The organism is Paracoccus shanxieyensis (assembly GCF_009711265.1).
In the GTDB taxonomy this organism is placed as follows: Bacteria; Pseudomonadota; Alphaproteobacteria; order Rhodobacterales; family Rhodobacteraceae; genus Paracoccus; species Paracoccus shanxieyensis.
This window is the reverse complement of the sequence record NZ_WMII01000015.1, coordinates 20517-36272: the sequence shown is the minus strand read 5'-3', so window position 1 is coordinate 36272 and position 15756 is coordinate 20517. Positions and strand designations below refer to the sequence as shown.

15 protein-coding genes are annotated in these 15756 nt (G+C 66.3%); 8 read left to right on the top strand and 7 right to left on the bottom strand.

Features of this window, described 5'->3' with window-relative positions:
* Positions 1 to 63: 63 nt before the first annotated feature.
* The 3 genes from GL284_RS15215 to GL284_RS15205 are packed head-to-tail and all read right to left on the bottom strand — an operon-like array spanning position 64 to position 3935.
* Complete coding sequence (locus tag GL284_RS15215; RefSeq protein WP_155045500.1) at positions 64 to 1836, bottom strand: monovalent cation:proton antiporter-2 (CPA2) family protein; 1773 nt, start codon at positions 1834 to 1836, stop codon at positions 64 to 66.
* A gap of 18 nt (positions 1837 to 1854) precedes the next feature.
* The gene (locus GL284_RS15210) at positions 1855 to 2874 is read right to left on the bottom strand and encodes an LLM class flavin-dependent oxidoreductase (protein ID WP_155045499.1); all 1020 of its coding nucleotides are present in this window, start codon (positions 2872 to 2874) and stop codon (positions 1855 to 1857) included.
* A complete protein-coding gene (locus GL284_RS15205) occupies positions 2871 to 3935 on the bottom strand; it encodes a LysR family transcriptional regulator (RefSeq protein WP_341870438.1) in 1065 nt (354 codons plus the stop codon). Before GL284_RS15205 ends, GL284_RS15210 begins: the two co-directional genes overlap by 4 nt.
* On the opposite strand from GL284_RS15205, the gene GL284_RS15200 reads away from it, so the two are divergent.
* A complete protein-coding gene (locus tag GL284_RS15200; RefSeq protein WP_155045498.1) occupies positions 3934 to 4878 on the top strand; it encodes a ring-cleaving dioxygenase in 945 nt (314 codons plus the stop codon). The genes GL284_RS15205 and GL284_RS15200 overlap by 2 nt on opposite strands.
* A 30-nt stretch (positions 4879 to 4908) precedes the next feature.
* Here GL284_RS15200 and GL284_RS15195 read toward each other — a convergent pair whose 3' ends face one another.
* Positions 4909 to 5688, bottom strand: coding sequence for a gamma-glutamylcyclotransferase (locus GL284_RS15195; RefSeq protein ID WP_230383515.1), 780 nt, complete (start codon positions 5686 to 5688; stop codon positions 4909 to 4911).
* 188 nt (positions 5689 to 5876) lie between these two features.
* Between GL284_RS15195 and GL284_RS15190 the strand changes: the two genes are divergently transcribed.
* Genes GL284_RS15190 through GL284_RS15160 form a run of 7 tightly spaced genes read left to right on the top strand, consistent with a single transcriptional unit; the run spans position 5877 to position 13124 of the window.
* Positions 5877 to 6650, top strand: coding sequence for a DeoR/GlpR family DNA-binding transcription regulator (locus GL284_RS15190; RefSeq protein WP_341870439.1), 774 nt, complete (start codon positions 5877 to 5879; stop codon positions 6648 to 6650).
* Entirely contained in the window at positions 6647 to 8149 is a 1503-nt protein-coding gene (locus GL284_RS15185; protein WP_155045495.1) for a sugar ABC transporter ATP-binding protein, read from the top strand. Before GL284_RS15190 ends, GL284_RS15185 begins: the two co-directional genes overlap by 4 nt.
* Positions 8149 to 9117, top strand: a complete 969-nt coding sequence (locus GL284_RS15180) for an ABC transporter permease subunit (protein WP_155045494.1) — start codon at positions 8149 to 8151, stop codon at positions 9115 to 9117. The genes GL284_RS15185 and GL284_RS15180 overlap by 1 nt, the downstream gene beginning before the upstream one ends.
* A 33-nt stretch (positions 9118 to 9150) precedes the next feature.
* On the top strand, positions 9151 to 10089 hold the full coding sequence (locus tag GL284_RS15175; RefSeq protein WP_155045493.1) for an ABC transporter substrate-binding protein: 939 nt from the start codon (positions 9151 to 9153) through the stop codon (positions 10087 to 10089).
* A gap of 55 nt (positions 10090 to 10144) precedes the next feature.
* The gene (gene araD / locus GL284_RS15170) at positions 10145 to 10843 is read left to right on the top strand and encodes an L-ribulose-5-phosphate 4-epimerase AraD (protein ID WP_155045492.1); all 699 of its coding nucleotides are present in this window, start codon (positions 10145 to 10147) and stop codon (positions 10841 to 10843) included.
* Positions 10840 to 12438, top strand: coding sequence for a ribulokinase (locus GL284_RS15165; RefSeq protein ID WP_155045491.1), 1599 nt, complete (start codon positions 10840 to 10842; stop codon positions 12436 to 12438). The genes araD and GL284_RS15165 overlap by 4 nt, the downstream gene beginning before the upstream one ends.
* Complete coding sequence (locus GL284_RS15160; protein ID WP_155045490.1) at positions 12435 to 13124, top strand: D-lyxose/D-mannose family sugar isomerase; 690 nt, start codon at positions 12435 to 12437, stop codon at positions 13122 to 13124. The genes GL284_RS15165 and GL284_RS15160 overlap by 4 nt, the downstream gene beginning before the upstream one ends.
* 14 nt (positions 13125 to 13138) lie before the next feature.
* On the opposite strand, the gene GL284_RS15155 is transcribed toward GL284_RS15160, so the two are convergent.
* Genes GL284_RS15155 through GL284_RS15145 form a run of 3 tightly spaced genes read right to left on the bottom strand, consistent with a single transcriptional unit; the run spans position 13139 to position 15741 of the window.
* On the bottom strand, positions 13139 to 13864 hold the full coding sequence (locus GL284_RS15155) for an ABC transporter ATP-binding protein (protein ID WP_155045489.1): 726 nt from the start codon (positions 13862 to 13864) through the stop codon (positions 13139 to 13141).
* Positions 13864 to 14871 (bottom strand): ABC transporter substrate-binding protein, encoded by a 1008-nt coding sequence (locus tag GL284_RS15150; protein ID WP_155045488.1) that lies wholly within the window; start codon positions 14869 to 14871, stop codon positions 13864 to 13866. Before GL284_RS15150 ends, GL284_RS15155 begins: the two co-directional genes overlap by 1 nt.
* 12 nt (positions 14872 to 14883) lie before the next feature.
* Positions 14884 to 15741 (bottom strand): ABC transporter permease, encoded by an 858-nt coding sequence (locus GL284_RS15145; RefSeq protein ID WP_155045487.1) that lies wholly within the window; start codon positions 15739 to 15741, stop codon positions 14884 to 14886.
* Positions 15742 to 15756 lie beyond the last annotated feature (15 nt).

The following is a 15756-nucleotide window of genomic DNA, read 5'->3' as shown; positions in this document are numbered from 1 at the left end:
CGCGCCGGTTCGGGCGCGGCTTTCTGAGTATTTGCAGAACAGAGAAACCGATGCGCGGTCGCGTCAGTGCCCGGTCGATTGGCGGTTGCTGAGCAGCAGGTCGCGGCCCGCAAAGATGCCGCCCACGCATTCCATCTGGAAGCGTTCCATGTCGCGGTCGCGGATCGCATCCATGACGTCGTCGATGTCTTCGGGGCTGTCGCCCAGACGTTCCAGCGCCTCGCGGCCCAGGGCGAAGGCGCTTTCCAGCACCTCGCGCAGCTGGAAATCGGCCCCGGCCTTGACCAGTTCCAGCGCGTGTTCGCGGTCGAAGGCGCGGGCGATGACCGGGACCAGCGGGAATTCGTGCTTGGCCAGTTCGACGATGCGCGTCACCGCGTCCTTGTCGCCCGCCACGGCCACGATCAGGCTGGCATTGGCCGCGCCCGCCGCGTGCAGCACATCAAGCCTTGCGCCGTCGCCATACCAGACCTTGAAGCCGAATTCATCGGCATCGCGGATGGTTTGCGGGTCTTTTTCGATGATGGACAGCGAATGGCCGCGGGCGATCAGCGGCTGGCTGATGATCTGGCCCATGCGGCCAAATCCGATCATCAGCACGCGGGCGTTGAGGTCATGGGCCGCCTCGACCCCGTCGAGCGAGACCTTGGGCTTGGGCGCCAGCCGGTCATGCAGGATGATCATCAGCGGCGTCAGCACCATCGAGACGATGACGATGGCCGTCAGCACGGCGTTTTCCTGTTCCGAGATGATGCCCACGCCCATTGCCGCCGCATAAAGCACGAAGGCGAATTCGCCGCCCTGTGCCATGAGGACGGCGCGTTCCAGCGCCTCGGACCCGCTGGCGCGGAAGAGGCGCGCGACGATGTAGATGACGCCCATTTTCAGGATCATGTAGGCGGGCACGCAGATGGCGATCAGCGCCCAGTTCTGCGCGATGATGTCCAGATCCACCGCCATGCCGACGCCAAGGAAGAACAGGCCCAGCAGCAGGCCGCGGAAGGGTTCGATATCGGCCTCGAGCTGGTGGCGGAAGGTCGATTCCGAGAGAAGCACACCGGCAAGGAAAGCGCCCATGGCCATGGAGAGCCCGCCCGCCTGCATCAGGATCGCAGCACCCAGCACGACCAGAAGGGCGGCGGCCGTCATCATCTCGCGTCCGCCGAAGCGGGCCAGCAGGCCGAACATCGGGTTCAGCAGATAGCGGCCCGCCACGACCAGTGCCGCAATGGCGCCAAGGCCGATCGCCACGCTGGTCAGGCGTTCGGGCAGCGTCACCTCGGGGCCGCCGGGGGCGAGAAACACCACCAGCGCCAGCAAGGGCACGATGGCGAGGTCTTCCAGCAGCAGGATCGCGATGATGCGGCGACCCTTGGGCAGTGCCATCTGCCGGCGTTCATCCAGCATCTGCATCACGATCGCGGTCGAGGTCAGCACGAAGCCCGTACCCGCGACGAAGCTGGAGGCGACGGGAAAGCCAAGCGCCAGCCCGACGCAGGTTAAGACGCCAATGGCCAGCGCCACCTGCGCAAGGCCAAGGCCGAAGATCTCGCCGCGCATGGACCACAGACGCGAGGGCTGCATTTCCAGCCCGATGACGAACAGGAACAGCACCACGCCCAGTTCGGCGAAATGGATGATCGCCTGCGGGTCGCCGAACAGCCCAAGGCCGAAGGGGCCGATGGCCAGCCCGCCCGCCAGATAGCCCAGCACCGAGCCAAGGCCCAGCCGCCGGAACAGCGGCACGAAAATCACCGCTGCTGCCAGCAGGATCACCGCGCTTTCGATGCTTGCGCCGCCCTGATGGGCGGCCTCGGCCGCTTCTGTTACAGCCATGGCCGCCCTTTCTTGGTGTCAGCGCCAGCCCAGTCCGGGGGCGACATGTTTCAGGATAGAGCCGATCAGATGGGCATTGTAATCCACGCCCAGCTGGTTCGGCACGGTCAGCAGCAGGGTATCGGCTTCGGCAATCGCCTCATCGGCCTGCAATTCCTTGATAAGCTGGTCAGGTTCGCCGGTGAAGCCGCGGCCGAAGATGGCGCGGGTCTTGTCGATGACGCCGACCTGATCCTGTTCCTTGCCGCCGCGTCCGAAATACTGCCGGTCGGTATCGCTGACGATCGGAAAGATCGAGCGGCTGACCGAGACGCGGGGCGTGTGCGGGTGGCCGTGTTCGGCCCATGCCTGACGATAGATGCGGATCTGTTCGGCCTGCTGGACGTGGAACGGCTTGCCGTTCTCGTCGTCCTTGAGGGTCGAGCTTTGCAGGTTCATCCCCTGACTGGCCGCCCATTTCGCCGTGGCGTTCGAGGACGCGCCCCACCAGATGCGCTGACGCAGACCCGGCGCATGCGGTTCCAGCCGCAACAGGCCGGGCGGATTGGGAAACATCGGGCGGGGGTTCGGTTCTGCAAAGCCCTTGCCTTCGATCACGTTCAGAAACACCTCGGCATGGCGACGCGCCATGTCGGCATCGCTTTCGCCTTCGGCCGGTTGATAGCCGAAATAGCGCCAGCCGTCGATCACCTGTTCGGGTGACCCGCGCGAGATGCCAAGCTGCAGCCGCCCGTTCGCGATCAGATCGGCGGCGCCGGCATCCTCGGCCATGTAAAGCGGGTTTTCATAGCGCATGTCGATGACGGCGGTGCCGATCTCGATCCGGCTGGTGCGGGTGCCGACCGCCGCCAGCAGCGGGAAGGGCGAGCCAAGCTGGCGGGCGAAGTGATGCACGCGGAAATAGGCGCCATCCGCGCCCAGTTCTTCGGCGGCGATGGCAAGCTCGATGGATTGCTGCAGCACGTCCTGCGCGCTGCGCGTGGCCGATCCGGGATCGTTCGACCAATGGCCAAAGGACAGAAAGCCGATGTTTTTCATGATGTCTCCTTGCCCACCTGCCAAGGCGGGTTCTTCAGTTCGGATGCCACATGGTCGACGAAACGTCGCAGCTTTGCGGGCATCGGCGAAACGGGCGGCCAGACCGCCACGATGGGCAGCCGCCGGGTGGGATAATCGGTCAGCACCCGCACCAGCCGCCCCGAGGCGATTTCAGCCGCGACGATGAAGCCCGGCAGCATGGCCAGACCCAGCCCCTGCAGGGCCATTTCGCGGATCGCCTCGCCATTGTTCAGCGAGATGCGGCTGTTGACCATGGGCGATACGAACCGCTCATGGTCCTGAAACTGCCAGACCTGATTGTTCGGGACATGGCTGTAGCTGATGACGTGATGATCGCGCAGGTCGGTCATGCTGTGCGGCTGACCGTGGGCGGCCAGATAGGCGGGGCTGGCGCAGGGCACGCCCTCATCCTCGCACAGCTTGCGCTGCATCAGGGCCTTGTCGCGGGGCTTACCGATGCGGATACCGATGTCGAAGCCTTCGCGGGCCAGATCGCGGGTGCGGTCGTCATAATCGACGCTGATGTCCAGTTCCGGGTTCTGGGCGGCAAACCGCGCGATGATCGGGCCCAGATGCATGATGCCAAAGCTCATCGGGGCCGAGATCGACAGCGCGCCGCGCAAGGGCTGAAGCCCGTCCATGTCCCAGGCGGTGCTTTCGGTGGCCGCGACCAGTTCCGCCAGCGCCGGGCGCAGGCGTTCGGCCAGATGCTGGGCCGCCTCGGTCGGGATGATGCGCCCGGCATTGCGCCGGAACAGCGCCGCGCCCAGCGTGGCCTCAAGATCGGAAATGCGCTTGCTGACCACGGATTTGGACAGGTTCAGCCGCGCGGCGGCGGCGGTCACCGTGCCCAGTTCCAGAACGGTCAGAAAGGTTTCAAGGTCGTTCAGTTCGTATCGCATGGGCAGAAGATAGGCTTTGCCAACCGTCCGCGCCAGTGCTGGCCGTTCGCCTGTGCCGAACACAAGGTTCGTCGTCGCGCCGGTGGCGAAAACGCGGGCGGGGGGCGATATTGGCTGCAACGAAAGGAGGCGCATCATGCAACTCACCGGAATCCACCACCTGACCGCCATTACGGCGCAGGCACGCGAAAACAAGCAGTTCTATACCGACACGCTGGGCCTGCGCATGGTCAAGAAGACCGTCAATCAGGACGATACCAGCGCCTATCACCTGTTTTACGCCGACGGGCTGGCCCAGCCCGGCACCGATCTGACCTTCTTCGACTGGCCCGCCGCGCGGGAACGTCGCGGGACGCATTCGATCAGCCGCACCGGCCTGCGCATCGGCGCGGACAGCTTCGATTTCTGGGCCGGACGGCTGGGCGATCGCGGGCTGACCGTCGGGAAGGTGGTCCAGCTTGACGGCCGCAGCAGCCTTGACTTTGAAGACCCCGAAGGCCAGCGCTTCCGCCTGACCGAGGACGCGCCCGGAATCACCGCTGCCGCATGGGAAAAAAGCCCGGTCCCCGGCCAGCACCAGATCCACGGGCTTGGGCCAATCACCATCTCGGTCCCCGATCTGGCGCCGACGGAAACCGTGCTGACGCATTTGATGAACATGGTGAAGGTGCGCGACTATGCCAGCCCGGACGGGCAGGGCACGGTCCATGTCTTCCAGATGGGCGATGGCGGGCCTGCGGCCGAATTGCATGTCGCGGTGCAGCCCGATCTGCCCGTGGCGCGTCAGGGCGCGGGCGGTGTGCATCACGTCGCCTTCCGCGTGCCCGACAAGCCCACGATCCACGCTTGGGCGCAGCGCCTGAACGACATGCGCGTTCCCAGCTCGGGCGAGGTCGAGCGGTATTATTTCCGCTCGTTGTATTTCCGCGAGCCGGGCGGCAACCTGTTCGAGATCGCCACCGACAAGCCGGGCTTTGCCGTGGATGAGCCGCTGGAATCGCTGGGCGAAAGCCTGTCGCTGCCGCCGTTCCTTGAGGGGCGTCGCGACCAGATCGAGGCGCGGCTGAAACCGCTGGACTGACAGATGGGGCCGCCGGGATGAACGGCGGCCCTATTCGTTCAGCGCCCGGATTTCTTCAGCAACCATGTCCTGCAATGCCCACAGGTTGCGGTCCTGAATGCCGAAATCCCGCAGGTGCAGCACAGTGTTGAACAGATATTCCGCGCAGGATCCCGCAGGGCCACAGGCGCGGGCAAGGATATGCGCCACATCGCGCAGGGGCAGGCGGCTGAGGATCCGTTCGCCCTTGGGCCCGGCCCAGAAGACCAGCACGCGGATCGGCCCGCGTTCGGTGCGCACCGTGATCCAGCGCACCATGGCGCGGTTTTCGTGATACCGGATCTCGCGCTCCAGCATCCGGCGGATCTGCGCCAGCCGGTCCAGCGCGCGGACGCGGTAGATCACCCCGTCGCAGCGCCCGCCTCGTTCCAGCGCCATCTTCAGCCCCAGTTGCTGCGGCGAGCCGCGCCAGCGGTGCATCTTCAGGCAGAAACTGCGATGCCAGCCCCAGGCGCTGGCGCGCAGATGTTCCTCGGCGTCGAAATCCGGCTTCCAGATCAGCGAACCATAGGCAAAGACCCACAGCGGATCATCGCCGCATTCCGCGTCGTATTGCGCGGCCAGCGCATCCAGCTGCGGGGGTGTCAGTTCGGTCCAGCCGGGTTCCGGGCCAAGGTCCGGCTCGGGCCGGATGGTCAGGGCGACCAGTTCCGGGGTCAGGCTCATCCCCTGCGCGGGCGGGGGCGGCGGGGCGGCCAGGGGTGGGGCATCGCAGCGAAGGTCCATATCCCCAGAATTGGCCGTGGCCCGGATCATTTCAACCCTTGCCATGCGTCACGCCGCGTCGCTGCCCGATCCGGCGGCAGCGATGCCGTCATCGCGGGACGTCGCCATCATCCGATGCTGCGCGCGAACTTTGTCATGCTGCGACGCAACATGCGCAGCAAATGAAAAAGTATTTACAGAATGTCGCGACTCATGCCAAGTTCACTGCAGTTCTAAGCGCAGGGGAGGGCGTGGTGAACGATTCCGACCGACAGGACAGGATTGTCTCGTTGCTGGATGCGCGACCTTTCGCATCCGTGCGCGATCTTCAGCATCTGATCGGCGTATCGGGCGCAACGATCCGGCGCGACATCGAAAAGCTGAACGAGGCGGGCCGGGCGCGCAAGGTCTATGGCGGCGTGGCGGCGGTGGAACGCAACGGGCGCACCGCGTCGCTGCCCTTCGTCGAGAACCGCGACATCGCCGTAGATGCCAAGCGCGCCATCGCCCGTGAGGCGGAAAAGCTGGTGCAGGACGGCAGTTCGATCATCATTCACGGCGGCTCGACCTGCTTTCACTTCGGCTGCCGCATCGCCGACCGCAACCTGCGCGTCTTTACCCATTCCATGCCGCTGGCCGCGTGGCTGGCGGAAAACGGCACCTGCCAACTGACGGTGGGTGGCGGCGATCTGCACCGCGATCCGGGCATTCTTTACGACCCGACCGCGCCCCGCGACCGCTTTTTCGCGGCGCAGTTCTTCGTCGGCGCGCTGGGGATCAGCGAACACGGCATCCTTGAACAGCACCCGCTGCTGGTGCGCCTGACCGATGAGATGAGCAGCGTGGTCTCGGAAGTGATCCTGCTGGCCGACAGCCGGAAATTCAACGTCCGCCCGCCCACCGTGTCGCTGCCGTTTTCGCGCATCTCGCGCGTGGTGACCGATCACGGGCTGTCGGACGCCCATGCCCGCATGCTGGAACGCGCGGGCGTCGAAATCGTCATCGCCCGGATCGAGAGGGAACAATGACCGCCCCAATTCTGGAAATGCGCAACATCTCGAAGACCTTCGGCCCGGTCAAGGCGCTGCGCGATGTCAGCCTGACCGTGCTGCCCGGCGAATTGCACGCGCTGATGGGCGAAAACGGTGCGGGCAAATCGACGCTGATGAAGATCCTGTCCGGGGCCTACAAGGCCGATCCCGGCGGCCAGATCACCATCGAAGGCAAGCCGCAGGCCGAGGCTGCGGGCGCGGTCGCCGTGATCTATCAGGAACTGTCGCTGGCGCCGAACCTGACCGTGGCGCAGAACATGTTTCTGGGCCGGGAGATCGCCACGCGCGGCGTCGTCGATGCCGCGGCCACCCGCAAGCGGGCGCAGGCGATCCTTGACCGGCTGGGCGTCGGCTTCAACGCCCGTTCCCGCGTCGAAACCCTGTCGCTGGGCGAACGGCAGATGGTGGAAATCGCCCGCGCGCTGACCACGGATGCGCGGCTGATCGTGATGGACGAACCCACGACATCGCTGTCGGCCCGCGAAACCGAGCGGCTGTTCGATGTCATCGCCAAGCTGAAGGCCGACGGCATCGCCATCATCTATATCAGCCACCGCATGGAAGAGATCTATGCGCTGGCCGACCGCTGTTCGGTGCTGCGCGACGGGGTGTATATCGGCACGCTGGACCGAGCGGACCTGTCCGCGCAGCGACTGGTGCAGATGATGGTCGGCCGCGATCTGGACAGCTTTTACAAAAAGCAGCACGTCGCTTCGCCCGATCATTCCGGCCCGCCGCTGCTGTCGGTGCGCGACATGGCGGGCGGCCCGGTCAAGGGCTGTTCCTTCGATCTGTATCCCGGCGAGGTTCTGGGCATTGCCGGGCTGGTGGGGTCGGGGCGCACGGAACTGGCGCGGCTGATCTATGGCGCGGATGCGCGCGACGGGGGCCGTGTGGCGTTGCAGGGCCGTGACATCGACATATCGACCCCGCGCGCCGCCTTGGATGCGGGCATCGCCTATCTGACCGAGGACCGCGCCAAGCTGGGGCTGTTTCTGGACATGTCGATTTCCGACAATGTGAATATCGGCGTGATTGCGCAGGATGCCTCGGGCGCGGGGCTGCTGGATTTCCGCGCGGCGGCGCGGCGGGCGGGCGCGGCGATCAAGGCGCTGGCGGTCAAGGCCCCGAATGCGCGCATGCCCGTCGGCGGTCTGTCGGGCGGCAACCAGCAGAAGGTGCTGATCGCGCGGCTGCTGGAAACCGGCCCCAAGGTCGTCATTCTGGACGAGCCGACGCGCGGCGTGGATGTCGGCGCGAAATCTGAAATCTACAAGCTGATCGACCAGCTGGCCCGCAACGGCGTGGGCGTCGTCATGATCTCGAGCGAGCTGGCCGAGATCATCGGCGTGGCCGACCGCGTGCTGGTCATGCGCGAGGGCCATATCGCCGGAGAGGTCACGGCCCCGATCAGTCAGGAAGCCATTATGGAACTGTCGACCGGGACGGCCCGGCAGCCGGAAGGAGCGATCTGATGACCGACCAAACCCCCGCCAGCCAGCGCCTGCGCACGATGATCAGCGTGGTCGGCATGTTGCCGGTCCTGATCCTGCTGGCCGTGGTCTTTGAACTAATGAGCGGGCGCTTCATGAGCGTCAGCAACATCTCGAACGTGGCGCAGCAGGCGTCGATCAATATCGTGCTGGCCTCGGGGATGACCTTCGTGATCCTGACGGGGGGCATCGACCTGTCAGTCGGCTCGATCCTTGCGGCCTCGGCCATGGTGGCGGTGATCGTGTCGCTGATCCCCGAGGTGGGCTGGCTGGGCGTGCCCGCCGCCATGGGCATCGGGCTGGCCTGCGGGCTGGCCAACGGCATCCTGATATCGGCCTTGCGATTGCCACCCTTCATCGTGACGCTGGGGTCGCTGACGGCGGTCAGGGGCATCGCGCGGCTGCTGGGCAATGACACGACGGTCTTCAACGCCGATCTGCCATTCGACGTGATCGGCAATGGCAGCCTGTTCGGCATTCCGTGGCTGGCGATCATCGCCGCCGCCGTGATCGTGCTGTCATGGTTCATCCTGAAGCGCACGGTGCTGGGCACATGGATCTATGCCACCGGCGGCAACCCCGAGGCCGCGCGCCTGACCGGCATCAAGGTGTCGCTGGTGCTGCTGTTCGTCTATGGCATCTCGGGGTTGTTTGCCGGGCTGGGCGGCGCGATGGCGGCGGCGCGGCTTTATGCGGCGAACGGGCTGCAACTGGGTCAGGCCTATGAACTGGACGCCATCGCCGCTGTCATTCTGGGCGGCACCAGTTTCGTCGGCGGCATCGGCTCGATCTGGGGCACGCTGATCGGTGCGCTGATCATCGCGGTTCTGTCCAATGGCCTGATCCTGATCGGGGTCAGCGACATCTGGCAATATATCGTCAAGGGTCTGGTCATCATCGCCGCCGTGGCGCTGGACCGTTACCGCCAGAAAGGCGGCGCCCGCACCTGATTTCCTGAACAGACGCATCAATGGGAGGATACCATGCGTTTCACGAAAACCCTCGCCTCGGCGCTTGCGCTTGCGGCAGTCTCGGCGGTTCCGGTTGCCGCCAAGGATCTCAACAGCGTCGGCATTTCGGTCGGGCTGCTGGGCAACCCCTTCTTCGTCGCCACGATCAAGGGGATCGAGGACGCCGCCAAGAAGATCAATCCCGACGTCAAGGTCACCTCGGTTTCGGCCGATTACGACCTGAACAAGCAATCCAGCCAGATCGACAGCTTCATCGCGGCGGGCACGGATATCATCATGCTGAACGCGGTGGATGCGGCGGCCATCGCACCCGCAGTGAAGCGCGCGCGCGATGCGGGCGTCATCGTCGCGGCCTTTGACGTGTCGGCACCCGGCGCGGATGTGACGGTGATGACGAACAACGTGCAGGCCGGGGAAAAGGCCTGCCAGTATATCGTCGATCAGCTGGGCGGCAAGGGCGATGTGGTCATCGTCAACGGCCCGGCCAGTTCCTCGATCCTTGACCGGGTGAAGGGCTGCAAGGACGCGCTGGCGAAATCGCCCGACATCAAGATCCTGTCGGACGACCAGAACGCGCAGGGCTCGCGCGATGGCGGTCTGAATGTCGGCCAGACGCTGCTGACGCGCTTTGACAAGATCGACGGCGTCTTCGCGATCAACGACCCGACCGCGATCGGCTTTGCGCTGGCCGCCAAGCAGGCGGGCCGGACCGAGTTCATCATCACCGCCGTCGACGGCGCCCCCGATATCGAGGGCGAGCTGAAATCCGGCGAGGGGCTGATCAAGGCCTCGGCCTCGCAGGATCCCTATACGATGGCGGGGCAGGCGCTGGACATGGGCTATAAGGCGCTGCAGGGCGAAACCCCCGATCCCGACACGGTGCTGCTGGAGCCCGAGCTGATCACCCATGACAATATCGGTGATTACAAGGGCTGGACCGCCGCACGCTGACGATACCGGGCCGCGTTCGCGCGCGGCCCCTTACCCCCCGGACGGGACCGAACCGATGTCAGATGACGACCTTCGCCATGCGGTGCTGCGGGCGAACCTTGATTGCGTGAACCACGGTCTTGTGGTGTCGACCTTCGGCAATGCCAGCGGCATCGACCGCGCGGCGGGGCGCATCCTGATCAAGCCCTCGGGGGTGCCCTATGACCGGCTGAGCGCGGGTGACATGGTGGCTTGCGATCTGGACGGGCGGGCGCTGGACAACCGGCTGCGCCCGTCATCCGACCTGCAGACCCATGCGGTGCTGTATCGTGCCTTTCCCGGCATCGGCGGCGTGGTGCATACGCATTCGACCTATGCCACGATCATGGCGCAGGCGCGGCGTCCGATCCCCTGTCTGGGCACGACCCATGCCGATTATTTCCATGGCACCATCCCCGTCACGCGCGACCTGACGCCGGACGAAATCGCCCGCGATTACGTCCTGATGACCGGAGAGGTGATTGCCGAAACCTTTGCCGCGCTTGACCCGCTGGCCATTCCCGCCGTGCTGGTCGCGGGGCATGGCCCCTTTGTCTGGGGCCGCACCCCCGACGAGGCCGCGCATAACGCCTTGATCCTTGAGGAAGTGGCCCGCATGGCGTGGCATTGCATGGTGCTGGACCCGGCGCCGCAGCCGATCACCCAGGCGCTGCTGGACCGGCATTACCTGCGCAAGCACGGCGCGGGCGCGACCTATGGGCAGGGTCAGCCATGATCGTCGCCGGGGTCGATTTCGGCACGCTGTCGGTGCGCGTCACGCTGATGCAGACCACGGATGGCGCGACCTTGGGCGGCGGGACGGCGGGCTATCCGCTGAAACGCAGCGCCACCGATCCGCTTCTGGGCACGCAGTCGCATGACGACCAGATGCAGGCGCTGGTGCAGGCCATGCGGCAGGCCGTGGCCTCGGCCGGGATCGACGGCCATCAGGTCGCGGCGCTGGCCTGCGATACCACCGGCTCCAGCGTGGTGATGGTCGATGCCCGGTTGCAGCCGCTGGCCGATTATTACCTGTGGTGCGACCACCGCGCCCATGCCGAGGCCGCGCGCATCACCGAGATCGCCCGCCAGATGAACCTGCCCGCGCTGGACTGGTGCGGCGGCACCTATTCGCATGAATGGGGCTATGCCAAGGTGCTGCATTTCCTGCGCCACAATCCCGACCTGCGCCCGCGCTTTGCCACCGCGCTGGAGCATTGCGACATGGTTGCGGCGACGCTGTGCGGCATCCGCGATCTGGACGATCTGCCGCGCAGCATCTGCGCCGCCGGGCATAAGTGGATGTATGGCGCGGCATGGGGCGGCCTGCCATCGCAGCAGTTTCTGAGCCGCGTCGATCCGCTGCTGGACGGCATAAACGACAAGCTGCGCGGGCGCTACCTGACCTCGGACGCGGTGGCGGGGCATCTGTCGGCGGAATGGGCCGACCGGCTGGGCCTGCGCGCGGGCATTCCGGTCCCGGTCGGGGCGTTCGATGCGCATTGGGACGCCTTGGGCGCGGGCGGCGCACCGGGCGATATCGTCAATGTCGTCGGCACCTCGACCTGCATCATCGCAATGGCCGCGCCGGGCTTTCAGCCCGTTCCGGGCCTTTGCGGCGTGGTGCCCGGCAGCGTCCTGCCGGGCTGGACCGGGATCGAGGCCGGGCAATCCGCCACCGGCGACGTGTTCGAGGCCATCGCCCGCCGCGCGGGCCACGATGTCGCCACGCTGTGTCAGGGGCTTGAGGCGCTGCCCCCGGGCGGCAGCGGGCTGATGCGGCTGAACTGGGACAATGGCGACCGGACGGTGCTGGTGCGTTCGGACCTTGGCGCGGTCACGCTGGGCTGGGATCTGAACCACACGGCCCGCGACGAAATGCACGCCGCCATCGAAGGCATGGCCATGCATGTCCGCATCATCACCCAGCGCATCGAAAGCGGTGGCTTGCAGACGGCGCGGATCGTCAATGCGGGCGGCATCCCGCAACGAAACGACCTGCTGAACCAGATCTATGCCGATGTGCTGGGTCGCCCGGTGCATGTGCCCGCCTTTTCGCCGACCGGCACCGGGTCTTGCGTGGCGGCGGCCGTGGCGGCCGGGGCCTTTGCGGATTTTCAGGCCGCCCAGCAGGCGCTGTGTCCGCCGATGCGCATCTTCCAGCCGCGCCCGCAGGCCACGGACGGCTATGAGCAATTGTTTGCGCTGTATCGCGCGCTTTACTTCGGCTTTGGCGAAGGCCGCGCCGTCGATCTGGGCACGGTCCTGCCACAACTGCGCGCCTTCCGCATGGCGGGCGCGGCAACTGCAATCCACGGAGGCACTGCATGAAACGCTCGGACATCAACGACATCCTGCAACGCGGCGCCGACTTCATCGGCAGCTTCGGCTTTCATCTACCGCCCTTTGCCCATTGGACGCCCGAGGAATTCGCCAGCCGCGCGGGGGATGCGATCCTGACGCCGGGGCTGGGCTGGGATCTGACCGATTTCGGGCAGGGCCGCTTCGACGAAACCGGGCTGCTGCTGTTCACCCTGCGCAACGGGCAAGAGGCGGATCTGCGCGCCGGGCGGGGGATGTGCTATGCCGAAAAGATCATGGTCGTGCGCGAGGGGCAGGTGACACCGATGCACCGCCACACCGTCAAGGCCGAGGACATCATCAACCGGGGTGGCGGCGATCTGGTGCTGGCGATCCATGGCGCACGTCCCGATGGCACGGTCGATCCCGACAGCACGGCCACGGTGGCGACGGACGGGATTGCCCGGCAGGTGACGCCCGGCGATCACCTGCGGCTTGGCCATGGCGAAAGCGTGACGCTGCTGCCGGGTGTCTGGCACAGCTTCTGGGCCGAGGGCGGCGATGTGCTGGCGGGCGAGGTCTCGACCGTGAACAACGATCTGACGGATAACGTCTTCGCCAATCCCGTCGGCCGCTTTCCCAAGATCGAGGAGGACAGCGCGCCATGGCGGCTGCTGGTGTCGGATTATGCCGGGCTGGGACGCTCAGCCCCCTGAGCGATGCGCCCGCATCAGGCCCCTGATCGATGCATCCGCATCCGGTCCAGAATGGCCGCGCGATCCGCCGCAAGCGTGGCGAAATCGCTGCGGCGTTCGGTCAGGGCGTGCAGATCCTGCGGCAGGGCGCTGCCATTTGCCAAGACCAGCACCTCATCGCCCAGCAACAGGGCCTCGTCGATGGAATGGGTGACAAACAGGATGCCGCGCCCGCTGCCCTCGGAGGCCAGATGCCGGGTTTCATCCTGCAGGCGTTCACGGGCAAAGCCGTCCAGCGCGGCAAAGCGTTCATCCATCAGCAAAAGCGGCGCGTCTGTCGCCAGCAGCCGTGCCATGGCCAGCCGCTGCTGCTGGCCGCCGGACAGTTCCTCGGGCCATGATTGCGCATGGTCCGACAGGCCGACCCGCTGCAACAGCGCCGCGATACGGGCAGGGCGGTCCCGGGCGGGCAGGGATTGCAGCTGGATCGACAGGTTCTCGGACACCCGCCGCCATGGCAGCAGGCGGCTGTCCTGAAACAGCATCGCGGTATTCCTGCCCGGCACCGGCGGCTGGCCGTCGATCATCACCTGTCCCGCTTGCAGCGGCAGAAGCCCCGCGACCAGCCGCAAAAGCGTGGTCTTGCCGCAGCCCGACGGCCCCAGCAGCACGGTGATGCGCCCGCGCCGCAGCGCCACGGACACATCGCGCAGCACCGGCTTTTGCGCATAGCTGTGGGACAGGCTGCGGACCTCAAGCATCAGCGCGATACCTTGTCGCCCCCCGCATCGGTGCCGATCCGTGCCAGCACGCGGTCCATCGGCCGCAGGTCCAGCCACTTGGCCGGATCAACCAGATAGGCCGAATTCTGTTCAAGGCCGCGGCCATACCATGTCTGGGCAAACAGCATCTCATCCTTCTGAACGCCGCCATTCACCGTCCAGTTCTGCGCGTAATAGCCCGCAAGCTGCTGCAGGGTCTGGGCGGCAACATCGGGCCGGGCCTTTTCCATCGCGCCGATCCACAGATCGGGCTTGGCCGCGTAATCGCGCGCCGCCAGCGTCAGCGCGGCCAGCACGCGGTCCAGATCCTCGGCGCGGTCGGTCAGCGTCGCGCGCTTGACCACATCGACCTTGGACACGACCGGAGCGGCGGCAAAGTAATCGCGAACATCCACCAGCAGGTGCAGATCGTCATGTTCGGGCAGCGACAGATAGCTGCCGATCGACACGGTCGTCGCATCGACCCGCCCCGCCATCAGCGCCTGCCCGCGTTGCGCCGGCTGGCCAAGCGGAACCTGTTGCTGCGCCTCGATGCTGACGCCCTTGGCGGCCAGAACCGCCGTGGACAGGGTCTGGTCCAGACTGCCCGGCTGGCCGATGCCGAAGGTCTTGCCCGCCATGTCGTCCAGCGTCACATCCTTGCGCGCCGCGATCACATAGGGCAGCGACTTGTCCGAGGAATGCACGGCCACGACATCATCCGCGCCTTCGCGGTGCAGCGCCAGAAGCGCCTCAAGCGAGATATTGGCCATGTCGCCATCGCCCGCCTGCAAGGCGGCAATGGCCATCGGGGTCTGCTTGACCTGAACGATCTGCACCTCGACGCCCTCGCGCTGGAAATAGCCCTCTTGGGCGGCCAGCATCAGGACCGAGTTCGGCACCAGCGGCGTTTCGGCCTCGGTCACGATGATGCGGAAGGGCTGGGCATCGGCCGCGCCGCCAAGGAAAAGCGCCGACAGGGCGGCAATCAGGATATTGCGGGTCATCTTTTTGTTCTTTCAGGGAAAAAGGCGGCGGCGCGACGGCGGCGGCGTCAGGCGGCGTTCAATCAGGGCCAAGGCCGCCGTGGTCGCGACGCCGATCAGCGCCAGCGTCAGCACGACGACCAGATAGGGGCCCATGCGGAAGCTGTTGCCATATGAGATCAGCAGCGCACCCAGCCCGGTCATCGCCATGTAGATATCGGCGATGACGGCGGTGACAAGTCCGGTCGTCGCCCCCAGCCGCAGCCCGGCCATCATCGGATGAAAGGCCGAGGGCAGCAGCACATGGCGCAGCCTTTGCCAGCGCGACCAGCCAAAGGCGCGCGCCATCTCGCGCAGTGCCGGGCTGGTCGCGCGCAGGCCGGTATAGCTGCCGACGATGACGGGCATCACCGCGCCCAGCCCTACGATCAGGATCTTGGTGTCATCGCCCAGCCCGAACCACAGGATGGTCAGCGGCATCAGCGCGATCAGCGGCGTGGCGGCCAGCGCGTTCAGATAGGGGTTTGCGGCCCGGCCCAGCAGCGGGACCGCGCCCAGCAGCAGGCCCGCAGGAATGCCCACGACCGCGGCCAGGGCCAGCCCGCCCAGATAAACCTTCAGCGTCGCGCCAAGGGCGCGCAGGTAATCGCGGCGCGGATCGTTCAGCAGATCGGCCAGCGCCTGCAAGGTTTCGGAAGGGGTGGCAAAGAAGCCTCGGGGCAGGTGCGCGGCAAGGCTGGCCCACAGCGCATAAAGCCCGACCAGCACGGCCAGCGACAGCCACAGATGCGCCGGGCGGCGTGCCAGCCAGCCCACGGCCTCGGTCACGCCGCGCCACAGATCGGCGGCTTCGCGGCGCAGGTCGGCAAGGGGCGTGCGGGGCTTCGTCATGGCATCCGTCAAAGG